Annotated in this window: 17 protein-coding genes and 1 pseudogene; 6 read left to right on the top strand and 12 right to left on the bottom strand. The window is 66.4% G+C overall.

The features are described 5' to 3' along the window. Nucleotides 1-529, top strand: a pseudogene (locus AC01FP_RS12585) (hypothetical protein); the annotation flags it as partial. 10 nt (nt 530-539) lie between these two features. Here the strand turns inward: AC01FP_RS12585 and AC01FP_RS12580 are convergent. Genes AC01FP_RS12580 through topA form a run of 5 tightly spaced genes read right to left on the bottom strand, consistent with a single transcriptional unit; the run spans nt 540 to nt 6,550 of the window. After that, nucleotides 540-1,577, bottom strand: a complete 1,038-nt coding sequence (locus AC01FP_RS12580) for a twin-arginine translocation pathway signal (RefSeq protein ID WP_474480657.1) — start codon at nt 1,575-1,577, stop codon at nt 540-542. Between the two features lie 10 nt (nt 1,578-1,587). Continuing rightward, a complete protein-coding gene (locus AC01FP_RS12575) occupies nt 1,588-2,703 on the bottom strand; it encodes a nicotinate-nucleotide--dimethylbenzimidazole phosphoribosyltransferase (RefSeq protein WP_474480655.1) in 1,116 nt (371 codons plus the stop codon). A gap of 21 nt (nt 2,704-2,724) precedes the next feature. Continuing rightward, nucleotides 2,725-3,387 (bottom strand): DUF2232 domain-containing protein, encoded by a 663-nt coding sequence (locus tag AC01FP_RS12570; RefSeq protein ID WP_474480654.1) that lies wholly within the window; start codon nt 3,385-3,387, stop codon nt 2,725-2,727. Next, nucleotides 3,387-3,827: a hypothetical protein gene (locus tag AC01FP_RS12565; protein WP_474480653.1), complete on the bottom strand. Its 441-nt coding sequence runs from the start codon at nt 3,825-3,827 to the stop codon at nt 3,387-3,389. The genes AC01FP_RS12570 and AC01FP_RS12565 overlap by 1 nt, the downstream gene beginning before the upstream one ends. Then, nucleotides 3,827-6,550, bottom strand: a complete 2,724-nt coding sequence (gene topA / locus AC01FP_RS12560; RefSeq protein ID WP_474480652.1) for a type I DNA topoisomerase — start codon at nt 6,548-6,550, stop codon at nt 3,827-3,829. The genes AC01FP_RS12565 and topA overlap by 1 nt, the downstream gene beginning before the upstream one ends. 110 nt (nt 6,551-6,660) lie before the next feature. Between topA and AC01FP_RS12555 the strand changes: the two genes are divergently transcribed. Together AC01FP_RS12555 and AC01FP_RS12550 are read left to right on the top strand one after the other, a co-directional pair. Next, nucleotides 6,661-8,220, top strand: a complete 1,560-nt coding sequence (locus tag AC01FP_RS12555) for an NAD(P)H-quinone oxidoreductase subunit N (protein ID WP_474480651.1) — start codon at nt 6,661-6,663, stop codon at nt 8,218-8,220. A gap of 18 nt (nt 8,221-8,238) precedes the next feature. Beyond that, on the top strand, nt 8,239-8,913 hold the full coding sequence (locus AC01FP_RS12550) for an ABC transporter ATP-binding protein (protein ID WP_474480649.1): 675 nt from the start codon (nt 8,239-8,241) through the stop codon (nt 8,911-8,913). Nucleotides 8,914-8,920: 7 nt separating this feature from the next. Here the strand turns inward: AC01FP_RS12550 and AC01FP_RS12545 are convergent, their stop codons facing one another. From AC01FP_RS12545 to AC01FP_RS12525, 5 genes are all read right to left on the bottom strand, one after another. Continuing rightward, on the bottom strand, nt 8,921-9,997 hold the full coding sequence (locus AC01FP_RS12545) for a M23 family metallopeptidase (RefSeq protein WP_474480647.1): 1,077 nt from the start codon (nt 9,995-9,997) through the stop codon (nt 8,921-8,923). 133 nt (nt 9,998-10,130) lie between these two features. Beyond that, nucleotides 10,131-10,838, bottom strand: coding sequence for a biotin--[acetyl-CoA-carboxylase] ligase (locus AC01FP_RS12540; RefSeq protein ID WP_474480646.1), 708 nt, complete (start codon nt 10,836-10,838; stop codon nt 10,131-10,133). Beyond that, on the bottom strand, nt 10,835-12,028 hold the full coding sequence (locus tag AC01FP_RS12535) for an aminotransferase class I/II-fold pyridoxal phosphate-dependent enzyme (RefSeq protein WP_474480644.1): 1,194 nt from the start codon (nt 12,026-12,028) through the stop codon (nt 10,835-10,837). The genes AC01FP_RS12540 and AC01FP_RS12535 overlap by 4 nt, the downstream gene beginning before the upstream one ends. Further along, complete coding sequence (locus tag AC01FP_RS12530) at nt 12,015-12,335, bottom strand: thioredoxin family protein (protein WP_474480642.1); 321 nt, start codon at nt 12,333-12,335, stop codon at nt 12,015-12,017. Before AC01FP_RS12530 ends, AC01FP_RS12535 begins: the two co-directional genes overlap by 14 nt. Nucleotides 12,336-12,396: 61 nt before the next feature. Next, the gene (locus AC01FP_RS12525; RefSeq protein ID WP_474480660.1) at nt 12,397-13,170 is read right to left on the bottom strand and encodes a PspA/IM30 family protein; all 774 of its coding nucleotides are present in this window, start codon (nt 13,168-13,170) and stop codon (nt 12,397-12,399) included. An 87-nt stretch (nt 13,171-13,257) separates the two neighbouring features. Here AC01FP_RS12525 and AC01FP_RS12520 point away from each other — a divergent pair, with 87 nt between their 5' ends. Next, nucleotides 13,258-13,806, top strand: coding sequence for a DciA family protein (locus tag AC01FP_RS12520; RefSeq protein ID WP_474480640.1), 549 nt, complete (start codon nt 13,258-13,260; stop codon nt 13,804-13,806). Here AC01FP_RS12520 and AC01FP_RS12515 read toward each other — a convergent pair. Both AC01FP_RS12515 and AC01FP_RS12510 read right to left on the bottom strand, forming a co-directional pair. Beyond that, the gene (locus AC01FP_RS12515) at nt 13,800-15,539 is read right to left on the bottom strand and encodes an ArnT family glycosyltransferase (protein WP_474480638.1); all 1,740 of its coding nucleotides are present in this window, start codon (nt 15,537-15,539) and stop codon (nt 13,800-13,802) included. The two genes, AC01FP_RS12520 and AC01FP_RS12515, sit on opposite strands and share 7 nt — an antisense overlap. A gap of 319 nt (nt 15,540-15,858) precedes the next feature. Beyond that, on the bottom strand, nt 15,859-15,963 hold the full coding sequence (locus AC01FP_RS12510) for a type II toxin-antitoxin system Phd/YefM family antitoxin (protein WP_474480658.1): 105 nt from the start codon (nt 15,961-15,963) through the stop codon (nt 15,859-15,861). 200 nt (nt 15,964-16,163) lie between these two features. Here AC01FP_RS12510 and AC01FP_RS12505 point away from each other — a divergent pair, with 200 nt between their 5' ends. Beyond that, entirely contained in the window at nt 16,164-16,772 is a 609-nt protein-coding gene (locus AC01FP_RS12505; RefSeq protein WP_474480637.1) for a hypothetical protein, read from the top strand. A 10-nt stretch (nt 16,773-16,782) separates the two neighbouring features. Continuing rightward, a partial coding sequence (locus AC01FP_RS12500; RefSeq protein ID WP_474480635.1) for a hypothetical protein occupies nt 16,783-17,798 on the top strand: 1,016 nt, incomplete at its 3' end.

The following is a 17,798-nucleotide window of genomic DNA, read 5'->3' as shown; positions in this document are numbered from 1 at the left end:
GCAAGATCGTCCGCCCAGCCTGGACGCGTTGATCGGGCAAGCCCAAGCAATAGCACCGGTGTTGGACCTTACCAAGCTGGGCAATACTCCGGTACAAGCAACCCTGGCCTTGGGCCGCGAGGCCGCATACGACTCGGTCACAGGTTTCTACCGCACCGAGGACACCAGAGGAACCATACGACTCGCGGATGACTCCCTACTCACACCCAACCGTGAAAATTACAATAGCTATGCCCAGGCTGTATTGAATCCAGCCAACGATTTAATCGCTATTAGCGACCTGAAGGTCACCAATAGGGGCACCAGCCTGCAGAACTTCACTCTGTTGGAATCCGGCTATTTGGCCCCGTTTGCCCAGGTGCGGGGAAACACATTCTTTGCATATGGAGTTGCTAACCCCGATGGCATCAGCCACTTCAGCACCCTCGGCACCAACAAATTTGGATTGGAAGACATGCTGGGAGGGGGCGACCTGGATAGCGACGACCTAGTGCTGAGCTTTAGCTTCGCGCTTCCCCCCTTGATCTGAACCCTGCCCGTTAAATCTCGGGCGCGGCCGCATCCCAAAGGTTCTGCTGGGCCAGCTGCTGGGGCAGGGAAAGGGGTGGCAGGCTCCAGCAGCGCTGCAGCAGGGCGTCGCCGGGCAGCAGCAGGGCTGAAATTGCCGCAGGGAAGCGCCGCGCCACCGGCGCCAGATCAGCCTTGGGCAGGGGCGGCACCAAGCCGCGGGCCAGCAGGCCTTCCAGCAGGGGCTGCTCCAGCACAGCACCGAGCCACTCCAGCGGCGGCGAAACTGATGAGGCACCTCCCGCAGGCCGCAGCAGCAGCTTCCAGGTAAGCGGCGCGCCGCTGTCGGGCCAGATCACCGCCAGGCGCTGATCGCGGCGCAGCAGGGGAATCAGACGCTGCAGGGGCAGCACCGCCGCCTCAGCATCGCCGCTGAGCAGCAGATTGAGGCCGTCACGGTCGTCGTAGGCGAGGGCCTGAGCCCGCAACCGCCCCAACCGCTCAAAATCGCTGCCCATGATCTCCAGGCTGATGCGGGGGCTGGAGGGCAGCACCAACCGGCCGCGCAGGCTGGGATCAAGCAGCAACTGCCAGCCCTCCTGGCGACGGGCGGCCAGGTCGGGGCGGCTGCGCAGGGCGATCACCCAGGGGCTGTAGGCCCAGGGGAAGGCCAGCTGCGCCTCACCCACCGGGGCAAACAGGCGGGCCACCGGGGCACTGAAGGCGGCCAGGCGAGCCCACAGCCGCGGCGCCTCAAAGGGCTGGAGCTGCTGCCGGCTCAGGCCACTAGCCCAGCCGTCACTGAGGGCAACCAAACCAGGAGCAACCAAGCCAGGGGCTGGCCGCTGGCCAAGCTCACGCATGGCTTTTTGCACAGCAGCTGAATCAGCTACTTGGCGTGTCCGCCAGGGGGCGGGCAGTTGCTTCAGCCAGGCGGCGGGCAGGTCTGCTTCTGCCAGCAGCAGCTCGGGGCCAGCGGCGGAGCGGCAGGCGGCCAGCAGGCCAGCGCCAGCGCCCATCCCTAGCTGCAGCAGCCGGCGACGGGAGAGCCCAGCGGGAGTGAATGCCATGGCAGCGACCCTAGACACCGAGCTCCAGCCGGCAGGCTGCGTCGCAGGCCTCCGCCAGGGCACTTGGCTGCCGGCCCGCCAACTGCCAGAGCAGGGCCAGGCCGCCGGCCCCCACCCCCTCCTTGACGTAGCCGCGCTCGTAGTCGCCTAGGGCGGCGCTGCTGCAGCCATGGAAGCGCAGGGCCGCCACCTCCAGCCGCGGCCGCACCTGCCAGCGGGCACCTATGCGCTCCAGCAGCAGGGCCAGGTTGCTGCCAGCTTCCTCAGCCACCCAGGCGGTGGTGGCCACCACCAAGCGCTCCGCCAGGGCTGGCCGCTGCCCTGGCTTAGCCAGGGCTAGGGCCAGGGCCAGCACCGCCGCCATCTGGCTGCCACCGGCCAGCAGCACCGGCGCACCGCGGACCGCCGCCGCTCCCACCAGCCCAGCAGCGAAGGCCTGCATGGGATCCCCCAACGCCGCCAGCACGCTCAGGGGGTACTCAACTGCCGCCAGCTCTGCCGCTGCCAAACCTGCCGCTGCCAAACCCTGAGCGACCAGGGCCGATTTGAGCCCGTGGACCGGTTGGCGCAGGCTGCCGCTGACTAGGCCCGCCGCCGCCACCCCCAGACCCTCGAGCACCGCCAGGGCCGTGGTGGTGCCGCCTGGAACGCATTCGGCCAGCAGCAACGGCTCGGCCGGATCCCAGCGCCTGCCCCAGGCGCGGCCGCGCTGCACCAGGGCCGCCACCCTGGCTGGGGCAAGGGCCTGGCCCGTGCTGAGGCAGCGGGCCGGGCCGGCACTCTCCAGCCCCGGCAGGCGCAGATGCGGCACCGCCGCCGCGATCGCACAGCCCAGATCGAGCACCCGGGTGCGCTCCAGCAGCCCCAGCTGACTCAACACCACATGGCTGATCAGGGCCGGGCTCACCCCCGCCGGCAGGGGCGGCAGGGCATGGCAGCGGCGGCCACCGGGGCCCAGCAGCAGCAGTTCGGCATCGGCGGCCGCCGTGCCCAGCCGGGCCTGGGGCGAGGCCCCGGCAGCGGAAATCCCAGGCACCGCAGCCGTATCGGTGGCGGCGAGCAGCAGCAGAGTGCGGCTGCGGCGCCAGCCCTGCTCCAGGGCCTGGGTCCATGGATCAGGGGCCATCAGGCCACTCAGAGGGGGGCATCAGAGGGGGTCAAGGGCCACCAGGGCCCGAAGGGCATCCGGTGGCTCTGGGATGGGGGAATGCAGGCGCGGAAAGATCCAGTAGGCCACCGCGTGCAGGGCCAGCACCACGATCACGTTCTGCACCCACACCAGCGCCAGCGCAGCCAGCTGCACCTGGGCCAGCTCGATTGATGCCGCCAGGCCCAGCCAGCCGGCCAGCTTCTCCAATAAACCAGCCGCCGCGGTGGTGATCAGCACCCAAAGGTTCTCACCCACCAACACCGAGAGCACCGCCACCCGCACCAGGAAGCCGGCTGCACCGATCAGGCTGCCCACGCCCCAGCTCAGCCACCAACTGGAGCGCCAACCGACCCTGGCCCGCCAGCACCAGCCCAGCCACAGCGCCAAAAAGCCATAGGGGAAAACCACCAACGGCCCCCGGATCGGACCCATCAGGGCGACCAGCAATAGGGCGGTCACAACCAAACCCTCCACGGCACAGCGCCAGCCATGGCGCAACTGCAACAGGGCCAGGGGCAGGGGCAGGGCCAGCCGAAATAGGGGGCTGCCCACCGGCAAGTAGTAGAGCGCCACCCACAGCAGGGCGGTGGCGGCGGCGAGGTAGGCCGTATCCATCAACTGGCGGGCCTGGCCGCGGTTGAGTTGACGCCGGGACGACATCAGCGCGGTGCCGGCGCCGGCGTCACCGTGGGGGCTGGCGCCGGCGTAGCAGCAGCTCCGACCCGCTCAATCATCTCCACCTCAAAAATGACCCCTGCCGCCCGCAAGGCTTCGGTGACCGCCTCAGCCGGGGCCGCGGGATCGGCGGAGGGCAGCTGGATCGTGATGCGATAGGGGGCTGGCCTACTGGGATTGACGGCTGGCGGCTTGGCTTCTACGGGCTTGGGCTCAGCCTTTTTGGGGGAGGCAGCCGCGGGGGAAGCCGCTTTGGAGGCGGGAGTGGCGGTAGCTGGCTTAGGGGCAGGCGAGACCGGCTGAGCGGGCTGGCCCGGAGGCGCTGAGAAGCTGCGGGCCAGCTGGTCGCCGAAGCGGGTGCCACTGCAGCCAGCCAGCGCTAGGGCGCAAAGCAGCGACCCAAGGGTGCGGCCGGCGCCTGCCATCAGCTGTCCGCCGCCCTGATCACCCGCACCGCGCTGGCGCGCAGCCGGCCGGTCTTGGTGGTAGTTGGGGCCTTTGGGGCAGCGGACTTGGCAGCCGGCTTTTTCGCAGCCGCTTTGCTGGCCGCACCTGCAGCTGGCTTGCGGCCCTTGGCCTTGCCCGTAGCTGCCTTAGCGGCCAGCAGCTCAACCGCCTGCTCCAGGGTGATGGTGTCGGCGGTGGTGCCCTCCGGCAGCGACGCATTCAGCTTGCCCTGCTTGACGTAGAGGCCATAGGGACCGTCAAACAGTTGGATCGCCTCGTCGTCGCCCTCGGGGACACCGATGTCCTTGAGGGCCGTGCGGCCGCCACGGCCCTTCTTGGGCATGGCGAACAGCTCCAAGGCTCGGCCCAGGCCAACCACCAGTACATCGTCCTCAGCCTTGAGCGAGCGGTAGTCCTTCTCGCCTTTGCCCTTGTGGTGCACCACGTAGGGGCCAAAGCGACCCAGACCCGCCTCCACCCGACCGCCCTCCGGGTGGTCGCCAAGTTGACGGGGTAGCCGCAACAGGGCGAGGGCATCCTCCAGGGTCAGCTCTTCGGGCTTGGCGCCTTTGGTCAGAGAAGCTCGCTTCGGCTTGGGGTTCTCGTCACTCACCTGGCCCCGCTGCACGTAGGGGCCGTACTGGCCAAACAGCAGGTACACCTGCTCACCGGTTTCCGGGTCATCGCCAAGGGACTCAGGCCCATCGGCCTTTTGCCTCAGGATCAGCTCGGCCTTTTCGGCATCGAGATCGGCAGGGGTGATCTCCTGGGGCAGGGTGGCCTTGAGCAGCTCCTCGGTGCCGTCTTCAGCGACGCGCTTGGTTTCCAGGTAAGCGCCGAAGCGGCCGATGCGCACCACGCAGGGCAGGCCCTCCAGCTCAACGGTGCGGGACACGCCGGGATCGATATCGCCCTCCCGCTGCTGCACCTGGGTTTCCAGGCCCTTTTCTCCCTTGTAGAAGCTCTCCAGGTAAGGCAGCCACTGCACCTGACCGTGGGAGATCTCATCGAGGGTGTTCTCCATCCGGGCCGTGAAACTGGTGTCCACCAGGTCCGGGAAGTGCTCCTCCAGCAGGGCCGTCACGGCAAAAGCCGTGAAGCTGGGGGTGAGGGAGTTGTTGGCGAGGGTGGCGTAGCCGCGATCGACGATCGTGCCGATGATCGAGGCATAGGTGGAGGGGCGCCCGATGCCCTCCTTCTCCAGCATCTTCACCAGGGCCGCCTCGCTGTAGCGAGCGGGGGGCTGGGTTTGATGGCCGAGGGCCTCGACGGCCTTGCAGCCGGGGCTGTCGCCCACCTTCAGGGCCGGCAGCAGCAGCTCCTGACCCTCGAGCGCCGCGTCGGGATCGTCGCTGCCCTCGACATAGGCGCGAAAGAAGCCGGCGAAATCGATGCGCTTGCCGGAGGCCCGGAACTGGGCTGGGCCCAAAGTGCCGCCATCCGCCAGCAATTCCACGGCGAGCATGGTGAGGCGGGCATCAGCCATCTGGCTGGCCACGGTGCGCTTCCAGATCAGCTCATAAAGGGCTAGATCCTTGCCATCAAGACCTGTGGCGTTCGGGGTGCGGAACGCCTCACCGGCTGGGCGAATCGCCTCGTGGGCCTCCTGGGCGTTGCGGGCTTTGGTGGAAAACTGGCGGGGGCTGGGGCTGAGGTAATCCTTGCCGTACTTATCGCTGACGCAGCTGCGGGCGGCATTAATCGCCTGGTCGCTGAGGTGCACCGAGTCGGTGCGCATGTAGGTGATGAAACCGCGCTCGTAGAGGCCCTGGGCCGTGCGCATGGTTTCCCGGGCCGAGAGCCGCAGCTTGCGGTTGGCCTCCTGCTGCAGGGTGCTGGTAGTGAAAGGCGGCACGGGCTTTCGCACCGTGGGCTTCTCCTCCACCGAGGACACCTGCCAGGGGTTGGCCTGCACCTGGACCTGGAGCTGGCGGGCCTCGGCCTCGCTCAGCAGCCTCACCTTGCTGCCGGCCTTAAGGGCGCCGGTGCTCTCGTCGAAGTCGGAGCCTCCGGCGATGCGCTCCCCTTTCAAATGGCTGAGCTTGGCCTCAAAGCCAGCTTCGCCCTGCTCCAGCCGGGCCTTGAGGTCCCAGTAGCTGCCGCTGCGGAAGGCCCGGCGGGCCCGCTCGCGCTGCACGAGCAGGCGCACTGCCACCGATTGAACCCGGCCGGCGCTCAGCCCCCACGCCACCTTTTTCCACAGCAGGGGCGAAAGGGTGTAGCCCACCAAGCGATCGAGAATGCGCCTGGTTTCCTGGGCATGCACCAGCTCCATATCGAGGTCGCGGGTGTCCTCTAGGGCTCGGCTGATGGCCTCTTTGGTGATCTCGTGAAACACCATCCGCTTCACCGGCACCTTGGGGCTGAGCAGCTGCAGCAGGTGCCAGCTGATCGATTCCCCCTCCCGATCTTCGTCCGTGGCCAGCAGCAGCTGGTCGGCGCCCTTGAGGGCATCCTTGAGCTCCTTGACCACCTTCTTCTTGTCCTTCGGCACCACGTAGAGGGGCTCGAAGTTGGCGGCAGTATTCACGCCGAGATTGGCCCACTTCTCACCTTTGTGAGCCGCCGGAATCTCACTTGCGTTGTTGGGCAAGTCGCGGACGTGCCCCATCGAGGCTTCCACCTTGAAGTCCTTGGGAAGGAAGCCGCGGATGGTGCGGGCCTTCGTCGGACTTTCAACAATGACCAGGGTGTGACCCACAGACCAGCGCCTTACCGCTTCCCTCTTTATCGCATCAAGTGCCCAAGTCGACAGCTGGCCGCCGCTACAGTCCTCCACATCACAGCTCCCACCTCGCGGTCCCCTCGCTGATGTTCCTGCTGGGCGCCCTCTCCACCGTGGCCGATGCGATCGGCAGTGGTGCCGGAACGGGAGGATTAAATCTCCAGCTCAATGCTGGCGCCATCGCCCCGGAGGTGGCTGTGCTGATTGCGCTGCTCACCTGCTTGCTGGTGGATCTGGCGGGTGAAAAGGCGGCCAGTCGCTGGGTGCCACCTATTTGTTACGCGGGCCTGGGCAGCGCCCTGGTGCTGCTTGCCCTGCAGTGGAACACCCCCGACCTGCAGCCCGCCTTCGTGGGCTCCTTCCTGGCGGACAACTTGGCGATCGCCTTCCGGGCCGTGGTGGCGGCCTCCACCTTGATTTCGCTGCTGCTCAGCTGGCGCTATGTGGAGCAGAGCGGCACGCCGGTGGGTGAATACGCCGGCATCCTGCTGGCTGCCACCCTCGGCGCCATGTTCCTGTGTGGCGCCACCGATCTGGTGACCATTTTCGTGTCGCTGGAAACCCTGTCGGTATCGAGCTACCTGCTGGCCGGCTACATGAAGCGAGATGCCCGCAGCTCGGAGGCAGCGCTTAAATACTTGCTGGTAGGTTCAGCCGCCGCAGCCGTATTTCTGTACGGCGCTTCCCTGCTTTATGGCCTCACCGGCGGTGCCACCGGCCTCGACGCCGTAGCCCTGGCCCTGCGCACCAGCGCCTCGCCCGTTACGGCGCTGGCCCTGGTTTTCGTGCTGGCCACGGTGGCCTTCAAGATCGCCGCAGTGCCCTTCCACCAATGGACCCCCGACGTCTACGAGGGCTCGCCGACGCCGGTGGTGGCCTTCCTTTCGGTGGGCTCCAAAGCCGCAGGCTTTGCCCTGGCCCTGCGCATCCTGGTGGGCTGCTTCGAGAGCTTTGATGCCCAGTGGAAGCTGCTTTTCACCGTGCTGGCGGTGCTGAGCATGGTGCTCGGCAACGTGGTGGCCCTGGCCCAAACCTCGATGAAGCGGATGCTCGCCTACAGCTCGATCGGCCAGGCTGGCTTCGTGATGATCGGCCTGGTGTGCGGCACGGAAGACGGTTTTGCCGCAATGGTGCTCTACATGGCCGCCTACCTGTTCATGAACCTGGGCGCCTTCGCCTGCATCATCCTGTTCTCTCTGCGCACTGGATCCGACCGCATCGCCGATTACGCCGGTCTTTATCAAAAGGATCCACTGATCACCCTGGGCTTGAGCCTCTGCCTGCTTTCCCTGGGTGGCATTCCTCCAATGCTGGGCTTCTTCGGCAAGATTTATTTATTTTTTGCCGGCTGGGCCGACCACCAATACCTGCTGGTGGTGGTGGGTCTAGTCACCTCAGTGGTGTCGATCTACTACTACATCTCGGTGATCAAGATGATGGTGGTCAAAGAGCCCCAGGAGGCCTCAGATGTGGTGAAGGCCTATCCCGCCATCAATTGGTCTGTAGCTGGCCTGCCCGCCCTGCGCACTGCCCTGGTGGGCTGCGTAATTGTTACTGCCGTCGGCGGCATCCTCTCCAACCCCCTATTCACCTGGGCCAGCCAGGCTGTTACCGGCACGCCGATGCTGGTTCAGGCCATTCGTTGAGCACAGGAAAGCGTTTTGATGAGCGACCCCGTTGCCCAGCTTCAAGGCGTCAACAAGATTTATGGCAGCGGCGAAATGGCCGTAAAGGCCCTTGACCATGTGGATCTCACGGTCAACCGGGGCGATTACCTAGCAGTGATGGGAGCGTCTGGCTCCGGCAAGAGCACGGCTATGAACATTATTGGTTGCTTAGACCGCCCCTCCAGCGGCAGCTACCGGCTCAACAACACCCCGGTGGAAGGCCTCAGCGACGATCAACTCGCTGACCTACGCAACCGAGACCTGGGTTTTGTATTTCAGCAGTTCCACCTGCTGGCTCAGTTGAGCGCCCTCGACAACGTAATGCTGCCAATGGTGTATGCGGGGGTGCCTGCCCCTGAGCGGCGTCAGCGGGCCCAAGATGCTCTAAAGCGGGTGGGGCTGGGTCAGCGACTAAATAACAAGCCAAACCAGCTATCAGGCGGACAACAGCAACGGGTAGCCATAGCTCGGGCGATCATCAACCAACCCGCCCTACTGCTGGCCGACGAGCCCACCGGCGCCCTCGATTCCCACACCACCGCCGAGGTGCTCGACATATTTGATGCCTTGCACCGCGGCGGGATGACGGTGGTGATGGTCACCCACGAAGACGAGGTGGCTGCCAGGGCCGAGAAGATCGTGCACTTCCGCGACGGCCGGATCCTGAGCTGATGGATCCTCAGCTAACGGAACGGGGCCGCTCGAGCCTCTCCAGCAGCTGCCCCATCAACAGGGCAATGGCATCGCTGCCGGCAGCTTCCTTGCCAGGATCAAGATCGCCGGGATCCACCGCTACCCAGCCGCCATCCCCGGGCAGACGCAGCTCGAAATGGAGGTGCGGCCCGGTGCTCAGGCCCGTGCTGCCAACCCGACCGATCACCTCACCCTGGCGCACCCGGTCGCCCTCCTTGACGTAAAGCTCGCTGAGGTGGCCATAGAGGGTGCGGCGCCGCGGCCGGTCATGTTCGACCTCAACCGCCAAGCCGTAGCCCCCCGCCAAGCCACTGCTCACTACCAAGCCGCCAAGGGCTGACACCACCGGCGTGCCCTCCGGCGCCGCCAGATCTCGACCGGCGTGCATCAACCAGCTGCCCAAGATTGGGTGCAACCGATAGCCGAAGTTGCTGCTGGTCACGGCCGAACCAATAAGTGGGAACAGCAACCGGCGATTGCCGTTGCCGCCAATCGGCGCCGGGCGGGGCGTCACCCCAAATACATCGGCCAGTCGAAAACTACCGCCGGAACCGGCCAGCAGGGCCGAAACCGGCACCGTGAGCGGCGGCAACAGCCGGCCTTCGCCGTCAAAGCGGCCAAAGGATTCAGCGCCGCTATCGCCGCCGCCAGCTATGCCGCCAGTCACGACATTGTTGAGACGGCCGCGCCAGCGCACCACCAAGCCACTGCTGCACTCCTGTTTAGACAGGGCGCCGCTGCTGCAAGCCTGCTGGTGGGCCGGCACGTTGATGGGGGTCATGCCCGACCCCGAACGGATCCTGGCTCGCTCCTCCGGACTTACCACCCCATCGCGCACCAGCTCATCGAGGGAGTCATCAAAACGGACGGGCGGCCGACTCGGCAGGGCAGCCGGATCGGGACGCAGCGGCTGGGCCAGGGGCACTGGCGGTGGCACTGGCGGCATCGTGATGGCCGGCTGAGATGTAGCTCCAGCGGCAGCAGGCGCAGGAGCAGGGCTGAGCTGCTCTTGACCCCAGGCCAGGCCAACTCCCAGCAGGGGTGCTGTGACCAGGGGCAGCATAGCCAGCAGGGCCCTGGACTGGCGCCTTGTGCTTGGGAAAGCTGGGTTCAAGAGGGCTCGCCCCGGTGACCAGTGATCGTGCATTAGCAAACTATAAAAAACTGAGGACCTTGGTTTGTAGAGAGGAGCGGCCTCAGAAGTGGCGCTGCAGGGCCAGCTCCCGCCCCTGCCGGCCGAGGCGCAGGCAGCCATCGGCATGCAGACCCAGCACCTGCCAAAGCTCACCTTCGTGCAACCAGCCCGCCGGTGGGCGCCACAACCTGGCTTCAGCGGCGGCGCGCACCTGGCAAGGCTGCTGGGAATGGGCCGCAGCCCATTCCAGGCCGGCTAGCACCCTGGGCAACAAGCGCTCTGGCCGCGCCAGGGGGTGGCCCTGCCGGCAGCCGAGGGCCTCTGCCACCGACAGGGCTCCAGGCGGCACCCGGTTGCAACCATTGAGACCCACCCCAACCTGGGCAGCCCGGATCCGCTGGCCCCGCAAGCGCAAGCGCGGCAGCAGGCCCGCGATTTTGCGATCCCCCACGAGCAGATCGTTGGGCCACTTGAGTTGCACCGCAAGCCCGAGGGCCTCTAGCTGCTGGGCCAGCCCCACCGCTACCGCCAGCCCCAAGGAGGCCGTTCCAGGCAAAGCCCCAGCCCAAGGCATAGCTGCACTTAGCCAGAGCCCGCCCGCCGGCGACAACCAGGGCCGCCCCTGCTGACCGTGGCCAAAGCGCTGGCGCCGAGCTGTTACCGCCAGCCGCTGCAGCGGCAAGCCAGCGACCTGGCGCTGCTCCAGCCAGCGAGCAAGTTCGATCTCGGTGCTGGCACACACCGGCAGGCGGCGCAGCTGCCAGCTCAAAGGGTGGCCAGCCAGGCGCCTATGCGGGCCGCACCAGCCTCGAGCTCGGCCACCGGATGCACCAGGGCAAGGCGCAGCCAGCCCTCGCCGCCGGGGCCAAAACCATTGCCGGGCGTCAGGGCCACACCGGTGGCCTCCAGTAGGGCGGCGCAAAAAGCTTCACTGCCCCAGCTGCGCTCGCGCACCTGGGGCGGTAACTCCAACCACAGATAGAGCGCCATTGAGGGCCGCCGCACCGGCCAGCCCACCGCCTCCAGAGCATCAGCCATGCGATCGCGTCGCTGCCGGTATTCCTGCCGCAACTGACCAGGCCAATGCGGTGCCTGCTCAAGCGCCGCAATCGCCCCGGCCTGCAGGGCAAGGGATTGGTTGAAATCCACCACCCCCTTGAGCTGGCGCAAGGCGCTGATCAACCACTCGGCACCGATGGCGAAAGCCAGCCGGTAACCCCCGAGGCACCAGCCCTTGGAAAAGGAGAAAAACTCAATGCCGCAGTCGCGCCAGAGGGGCGAGCGCAACAGGGCCGGCGCCTCGCCATCGAGGGCCAGATCCACGTAAGGGTTGTCGTGGGCCAGCACCAGCCCATGGCGCACCGCCCGCGCAGCGGCTTCATCCAGCCAGGCCTGCTGACCCGTAGTGGCGGTGGGGTTGTGAGGATAGCCGAGCACCATCAACTTCAAGTCGTCCCACTGCTCAGGGCTGAGGGCATCAAAATTCGGCCGCCAACCCGCCTCGGGATCGAGCGGCAAAAATACCGGCTCAGCGGAAGCCAGGTGCAAGCCACCCAGGTGGGAGGGGTAGCAGGGGTCGAGCAGCAGGGCCCGATCACCCGGGTTGAGCACCGCCAGGGGCAGGTGGGCCGTGCCCTCCTGGGAACCCACCAGCAACAGCACCTCCGTCTCCGCATCCACCTTCACCCCAAAGCGCCGCTGGGCCCAGTCGGCCACTGCTGAGCGAAAGGGCAGGGTCGCTGCGTGAAGGCAGTAGGCGGCGCTGGCGGGCTGACCAAGTTGGGCCGCGATCGCCTCGATGGCCGCCTCGGGCGGTTGGAGGTCGGTGGAGCCGAGTGAAAGATCGAGCAGTGGGGGCAAGCCCCGGCTGGCGGCACGGGATGCGTAGGCCGATTTGCGCTGGTCGTTGCGGGCGAAAACGCCGCTGCCAAGACGGGACAGGCGCTCAGATATGGGCATCCACAAAAGCCTGAAGCTGTGGTTTGGCCATGGCACCCTCGTGGCGAGCCAGTTCCTTGCCATCGCGGAACAAGATCAGGGCGGGAAGTCCCTGGATCTGCAAGCCATCGCGAATGGCAGGGTTGGCGTCAGCCTCGAGCTTGCCCACCACCAGAAGACCCGCATATTCAGCAGCCAGCCACTCCATCATTGGAGCCATCAGCCGGCAGGGACCGCACCACTCGGCCCACACATCCACCAGTACGGGCGTAGAACAATCGATCACCTCAGCTTGGAAATTGGCATCGGTGAGATGAGCGACAGACACGACAGCAGCCCTTAAAAACGTATGCGTATATAGATTGTATGGAGCGGGGCTGCCAAGCCGCTCAGAGCTTGTCGATCGAACGCTTGAGCTCCTCGAGCTCCGGGTCTACCTCACTCACCTTTACCGGCTCAAGCTGGGGAGCGGCTGGGGTGGCCAGGGGCAGGGAGACAGGTGTGCCACCGGCCAGGCGATTTTTTAGAGCCGCCAATTCATCGTCAACCTCCGGGGCCCCTTCAAGCGCCGCAAACTGACTCTCCAGATCTGCTCCCGCCAGTTCGGCAGCGGCCTGGCTGCGAGCCTCCAGGGTCTGCACCTTTTCCTCCATACGGTCAAAGGCGGCCATGGAGCTGTTAGTGCCGAGGCTGCCCACGGCGTTCTGCAGCTGCTCCTGGGCCTGGGCCGCCTGGGCCCGGGCCTTGAGCATGTCCTTTTTGGTTTTGGCCTCGGCGATCCTGCTCTCAAGGGAGATCAAGCTTTTTTTGAGCTGCTCCACCTGACCCGCCTGGCTCTGCAGCTGGGTGTTGAGGGCAGTGGCGGTGTCCTGGCAGGTTTTGCGGCGCCCTAGGGCTTCGCGGGCCAGATCTTCCTCTCCCTTCTTAAGGGCCAGTTCAGCGCGCTCATACCAGGTTTTGGCCTGGGAATCGGCCTGCTCCGCCTGGTTCTGGATGCGCTTTTGGCTAGCGATCGCCGTAGCCACCGCCTGGCGCAGCTTGATCAGGTCCGACTGCATGTCGGCCACCGATTGATCCAAAATCTTGGAAGGATCCTCCATCGCGCCTACCGCCGCATTGGCGTTAGCGCGAATCAGGCGGCTGAGGCGATCAAAGAAGCCCATCGGAGGCTGCAGGGGCAAGGCTTGAGGTTAGCCAGGGTTTGGCTTGGATCAGCAGCGGGATTGCCGCACCGCCGATAGGGTCGGGCAATGGCCAAGGCCCCCCGGCAGCAAACCCGCCAACTCGGCAATCTGAGCCTGCTGATGCCGCCACCCCGGCAGCCCGCCAGCGCCCTGGCCAGCTGCCTGCGGGAATTGCAGCAAAGCTGGCAGCAAGGGGGACACCTGGCAGCCCTATGGCAGGCCTGGCCCCGCATCGCCGGCGCCCAGCTGGCACCCCACTGCCGGCCCCTGCGGCTGCACAGCGGCCTGCTCACCGTGGGCGCCCCCCCCGGCCCCTGGCTGCAGGCGCTCCAATACAACCGCCACCAACTGCTGGGGGCCCTGCGCGCCAACGGCTTCACCGTGCGCGACATACGCCTGGAGCAGCACCACCCCAGCGCCGCCGTAGCCCCCGGCTGCCAGCAGGAGCAAGAAGTGTGGAGCGTCCATCCCAGCCGGGTAGACGTCCACGGCATGGCCACCTGTCCCCACTGCACCAGCCCGGCCCCTGCCGGCGAGATGGCCCGCTGGGGCCATTGCAGTTTCTGCCGGCAAAAGGAGCTAAGCCAGTCTTTAGAAGGCGCGCCGCCTCAGTAGCGCTCGGGTCTCGGATCGCGCCAATCGGGGGCCAAACCCTTTGCGCGCAGCTGGGCCGCCCGCTGCTCCAGGCGACTGCGCTCCAAGCGCCAGAGGGCGTAGATACCGCGGCGATTCAACAGCTGGGGTTTAAGTCCCTGCCAATGGGGCTGGGCGGCGGTGCCGGAATCAATCACCACCAGCACGCTTGGCTGCTGCGCCGGCGTGCTGGCGGGCTGGCCCGGGCGGCTCTCCTGCCGCAGGCGATCGGCCAGGTTCAACAAATGCTGGGGCTGATCGCCCTCAAAGATCACCACCCGGCGGCTGTAGTAGTGCAGCGAAGGCTTGAGCATGCCGAGCATCGCCAGGGGCTCGCTGGGCCGGCGGGCGGAGCGGGCCTCAGCCGCGAGCTCCCGCACCGGGGCGGCCCGCAGCCGATCCCCCAACTCCACCAGCGGCAGCAACACCGCCGGCACAAACGCTGCCAGCGGCAGCTGCAGGGCCAGCAGGCCCGCCAGAGCGTCCTTCCGCCAGCCCACCCAGGCTCCCAGCAGCAGGGCCAGGGCCCAGCAGGCCGCGGCCATGGGCACCCAGGGCGACGCCACCAGCTCCGCCAGCAGGCTGGGCATCTCGGGGGCCACAATCAGCGGCAGCCACAGGGGTCCTGCCGCCAAGCCCCCGGCCAGCAGCGCCGTGAGCAGCAGGCTCAGCCCCCAGGCCCAGCGACCGCTCCGCTGGGCCGCCAAGGCCACCAGCAGGCCCGCCGCCGGCGTGGCCGGCAGCCAGTAGCTGGGCAGCTTGGTGGCGGCCGCCGTGAAAAACAGCAACACCGCCAGCAACCAGCAGGCGGCGAAGCGCTGCAGGGAGAGCTCGGGCGCCAGCGGCTCGCGCAGGCGCCCCAGGCCCTGGGCCAGCCCCAGCAGCAGCAAGGGCGTGACCGGCAAGCTGGCGATCACCAGCACCGGCCCGAAGAACCACCAGGGCGCCTGGTGGTTGTTCACCACCGCGGTGAAGCGCTGCAGGTTGTGGTAGCCAAAAAAGCTCTGCCAGAACGGCTGCCCCTCCACCAGCAGCGCCAGGCCATACCAGGGCAGCGCCACCAGGGCGGTGAGTGCCAGCCCAGGCAGGGGCCGCAGCCGCGCCCACAGCCCGCCCAGATCCGCCTGCAGCCAGCCAAATAAAAGGAGGGTGAGCCCCAGCAGCACCACCGCCACCGGCCCCTTGGCCAGCACCGCCAGCCCCAGCACCAGCCAGGCCTGCCACCAGCGGCGCCCGCCTGCTGCGTAGCAGCGCCAGCTCAGCAGCAGGCTGAACCCCAGACACCCCGCCAGGAGGGCATCGCTCACGGCGATGCGGCCCCACACCAGCGCCAGGGGCGAAAGTCCATAGGCCAGGGCGGCCGCCAGCGCCGTGGCCCCTGGGGCCCGGGAGCGTTGGGGCCAGCGCAGCAGCGTGTGGGCCAGGCCCAGCATCAGGGCCACGCTGGCCAGGGCCGAGGGCAGCCGCGCCGCCCAGGTGCCCAGGGGGTTCCAGGCCTGCTGCCCCGGCAGGGCATAGAGGGCCCCCATCAGCCAATACACCAGCGGCGGCTTGTCGTAGCGGGGCAGGCCATTGACGCGGGGAATCAGCCAGTCGCCCGTTTCAGCCATCGCCCGCGCTGAGGCGGCGAACAGCGGCGGTGTTTCATCCACCAGCCCCGTGCTGCCGAGCTGCCAGACAAACAGCACCAGGCCGATCGCCAGGGTGCAGAGCAAGACCAGGCGATGGCGGGTCAGCTTGAGCTGCGGCAGAGAGCGTTTTACCGAAGCATTAAACGTACTGAAGCGAGGTGCGATCGCTGGCTGGCAAGCCGGAGCTGGCAGCTTCGGGCCCGTTTAGCCCATCAGCCGCACCGGCCCCGGATAGGCCGCCAGTTGCTGATCGGCAGTGATCAAAGGGATCGCGATGCAGGAGCGGCGTTTAATGCCAACCGCCATCAAGCAGGGCTCGGCGCAGCAAGGCTGGCCACGCTGAACATAGGCGTGTCGAGCAGCATGCGGATCCGCAATCTCGGCGGCACCCAGCTGATCAAAGTCATCGGGCACCTGGCACTGGCCGGCCAGCCTTGCAGATCACAAACGGTTCCCCTGCTGCTGCCTCATCAACCAGCCACGAGAGCTGGATCTTGGCCTCGTGCATGTTCACCATGCCGAATGGCTGTGATCAACATTTAGCTCCCACGATGGGTTGAACAAACCGTTTCACAAATACAAAACGCCCCAGGTAAAAGGGATCGTCTCCAGGTCAGCTTTAGCGCCCCGACAAGCCCTGTCGCCTGGGCCTTCATGCGGATGACAAGGTCATTGGGCAACATTGGCTCAGTTTCCGCCCCGCCACAGATGGCCAGATCACCCAAGGCGCCGTCGTGGGATGCGGCAGCCCAGCAGCTCTGGGAGCAGGGTGAGCAACAAGCGGCAATCGACAGGGTGCTGGCCCTAATTAATCGAGCACCGAAGGCAGTGCCAAAGCAGCTGGGGTTGCAGCTCAGCTACTACGTGTTTTTGCTGGGCGATCTGCGCGGAGCTGAACAGTTCCTCGGGCAGCTGCAGACCATGCACCCCAACGACGCCGACATCCTCGAGAACCTGGCCGTGGTGATCTCGCGCCAGGCAGGACGGGGCGATGAAGCCCTACCGCTCTTCAGGCGAGTCTGTGATCTCAGGCCCGACTGTGCCAATGCATGGGATGGCCTTGCAAAAGAACTAGCCCGCAGCCACCAGTACCAGCAAGCGCAGCAGGCCGGCGAGCGATCCCTCGCCCTTAAGAGCGCTGCCACTGTCCCACTGGCGAAGTGGGCACCGCCAGCCGGCACCCCCCAGGACTTCCTGCAGCGCCCCGGCCAGGCCGAACGAGTCGACTGCATCAGCTTCTCAATCTGGGGCAGCAACCCCAGCTATCTGCGCGGTGCCCTTGGAGTTCAGGGAGCTGCTGCAAAGCCTTGGCGCTGAGGTCCAGCTGATGCCCGCTGACCAAAGCCTGCGCCAGAAACTCTGCTGGCGCTTCCAGGTGGCCAACGATCCGGGCGTCGGGCGCTTCCTAGTGCGCGATTGCGATTCGGTGGTGAACCAGCGGGAGGTGCGAGCCGTGCAGCAATGGCTGGCCTCCGAGAACTGGTTTCATGTGATGCGCGACTGGTGGACCCATACCGATCCGATTTTGGCGGGCATGTGGGGTGGGGTGGCCGGTGTGCTGCCGGATCTGGCAAACCTGCTTTCCTGTTACACCCCCGTCGCCCGCGAAACCGCCAATGTGGACCAGTGGTTCCTGCGCGATCTGCTCTGGGGCAGCAGCAGGCCGCTGGCCCTGGTGCACGACCGCTGTTTCCGCAGCGAGGGGAGTATGCCCTGGCCTACGCCCACCCCTTCCGGTAAAAGCCATGTGGGGCAGGATGAATTTGCTGCAAATCGAAAGGGGCAGTCCCTCTGGTTGGCCGGGTGGTTGCAGCGTTATCCGTGTCTGCAGGTGGAGGGGGAAAGAACGAGCCTGGTGGTTCACACGCAAGCGCCAGCTGAGCGTCCACAAGGGCAGCGCCCGATCGATCTTCGGGAGGTGCGCTGCCGCTGGATCAGCCTGGAGCGCGATAGTGCCGCTTCGAGGCACCTGGAGCAGAGCCTGCGGCAACAGGGCTTTGAGGATCTGGACTGGTGCCCTGGTGTGCGCCTGCAGGAGAGCGGCTCCAGATCAAAACGGATGCACGCCCAGGCCGTGGCGCTGGCGCACAAAAGGGCCCTGGAACTGCATCTGGATGATCAACCGCTGTTGCTTCTGCAAGATGATGTGGCCATAGAGGCTCATGCCAACTTGCCGCTTGCCGTGCCAGCCGATGCTGACGCGGTGTGGGTGGGCATTTCCCGCTATGGGAAGCCCATCGTGCAACCGATCAATCCAAGCTTGAGCAGAATTGAGAGAATGTTCAGCGCCCATGCTGTTCTCTACCTAAGCAAGAGCTACAAGGAGCATGCCATACATTGCGC

The organism is Cyanobium sp. NIVA-CYA 375, from assembly GCF_056108345.1.
The sequence above is the reverse complement of the archived record's forward strand: the minus strand, read 5'-3'. Positions and strand labels throughout refer to the sequence as shown.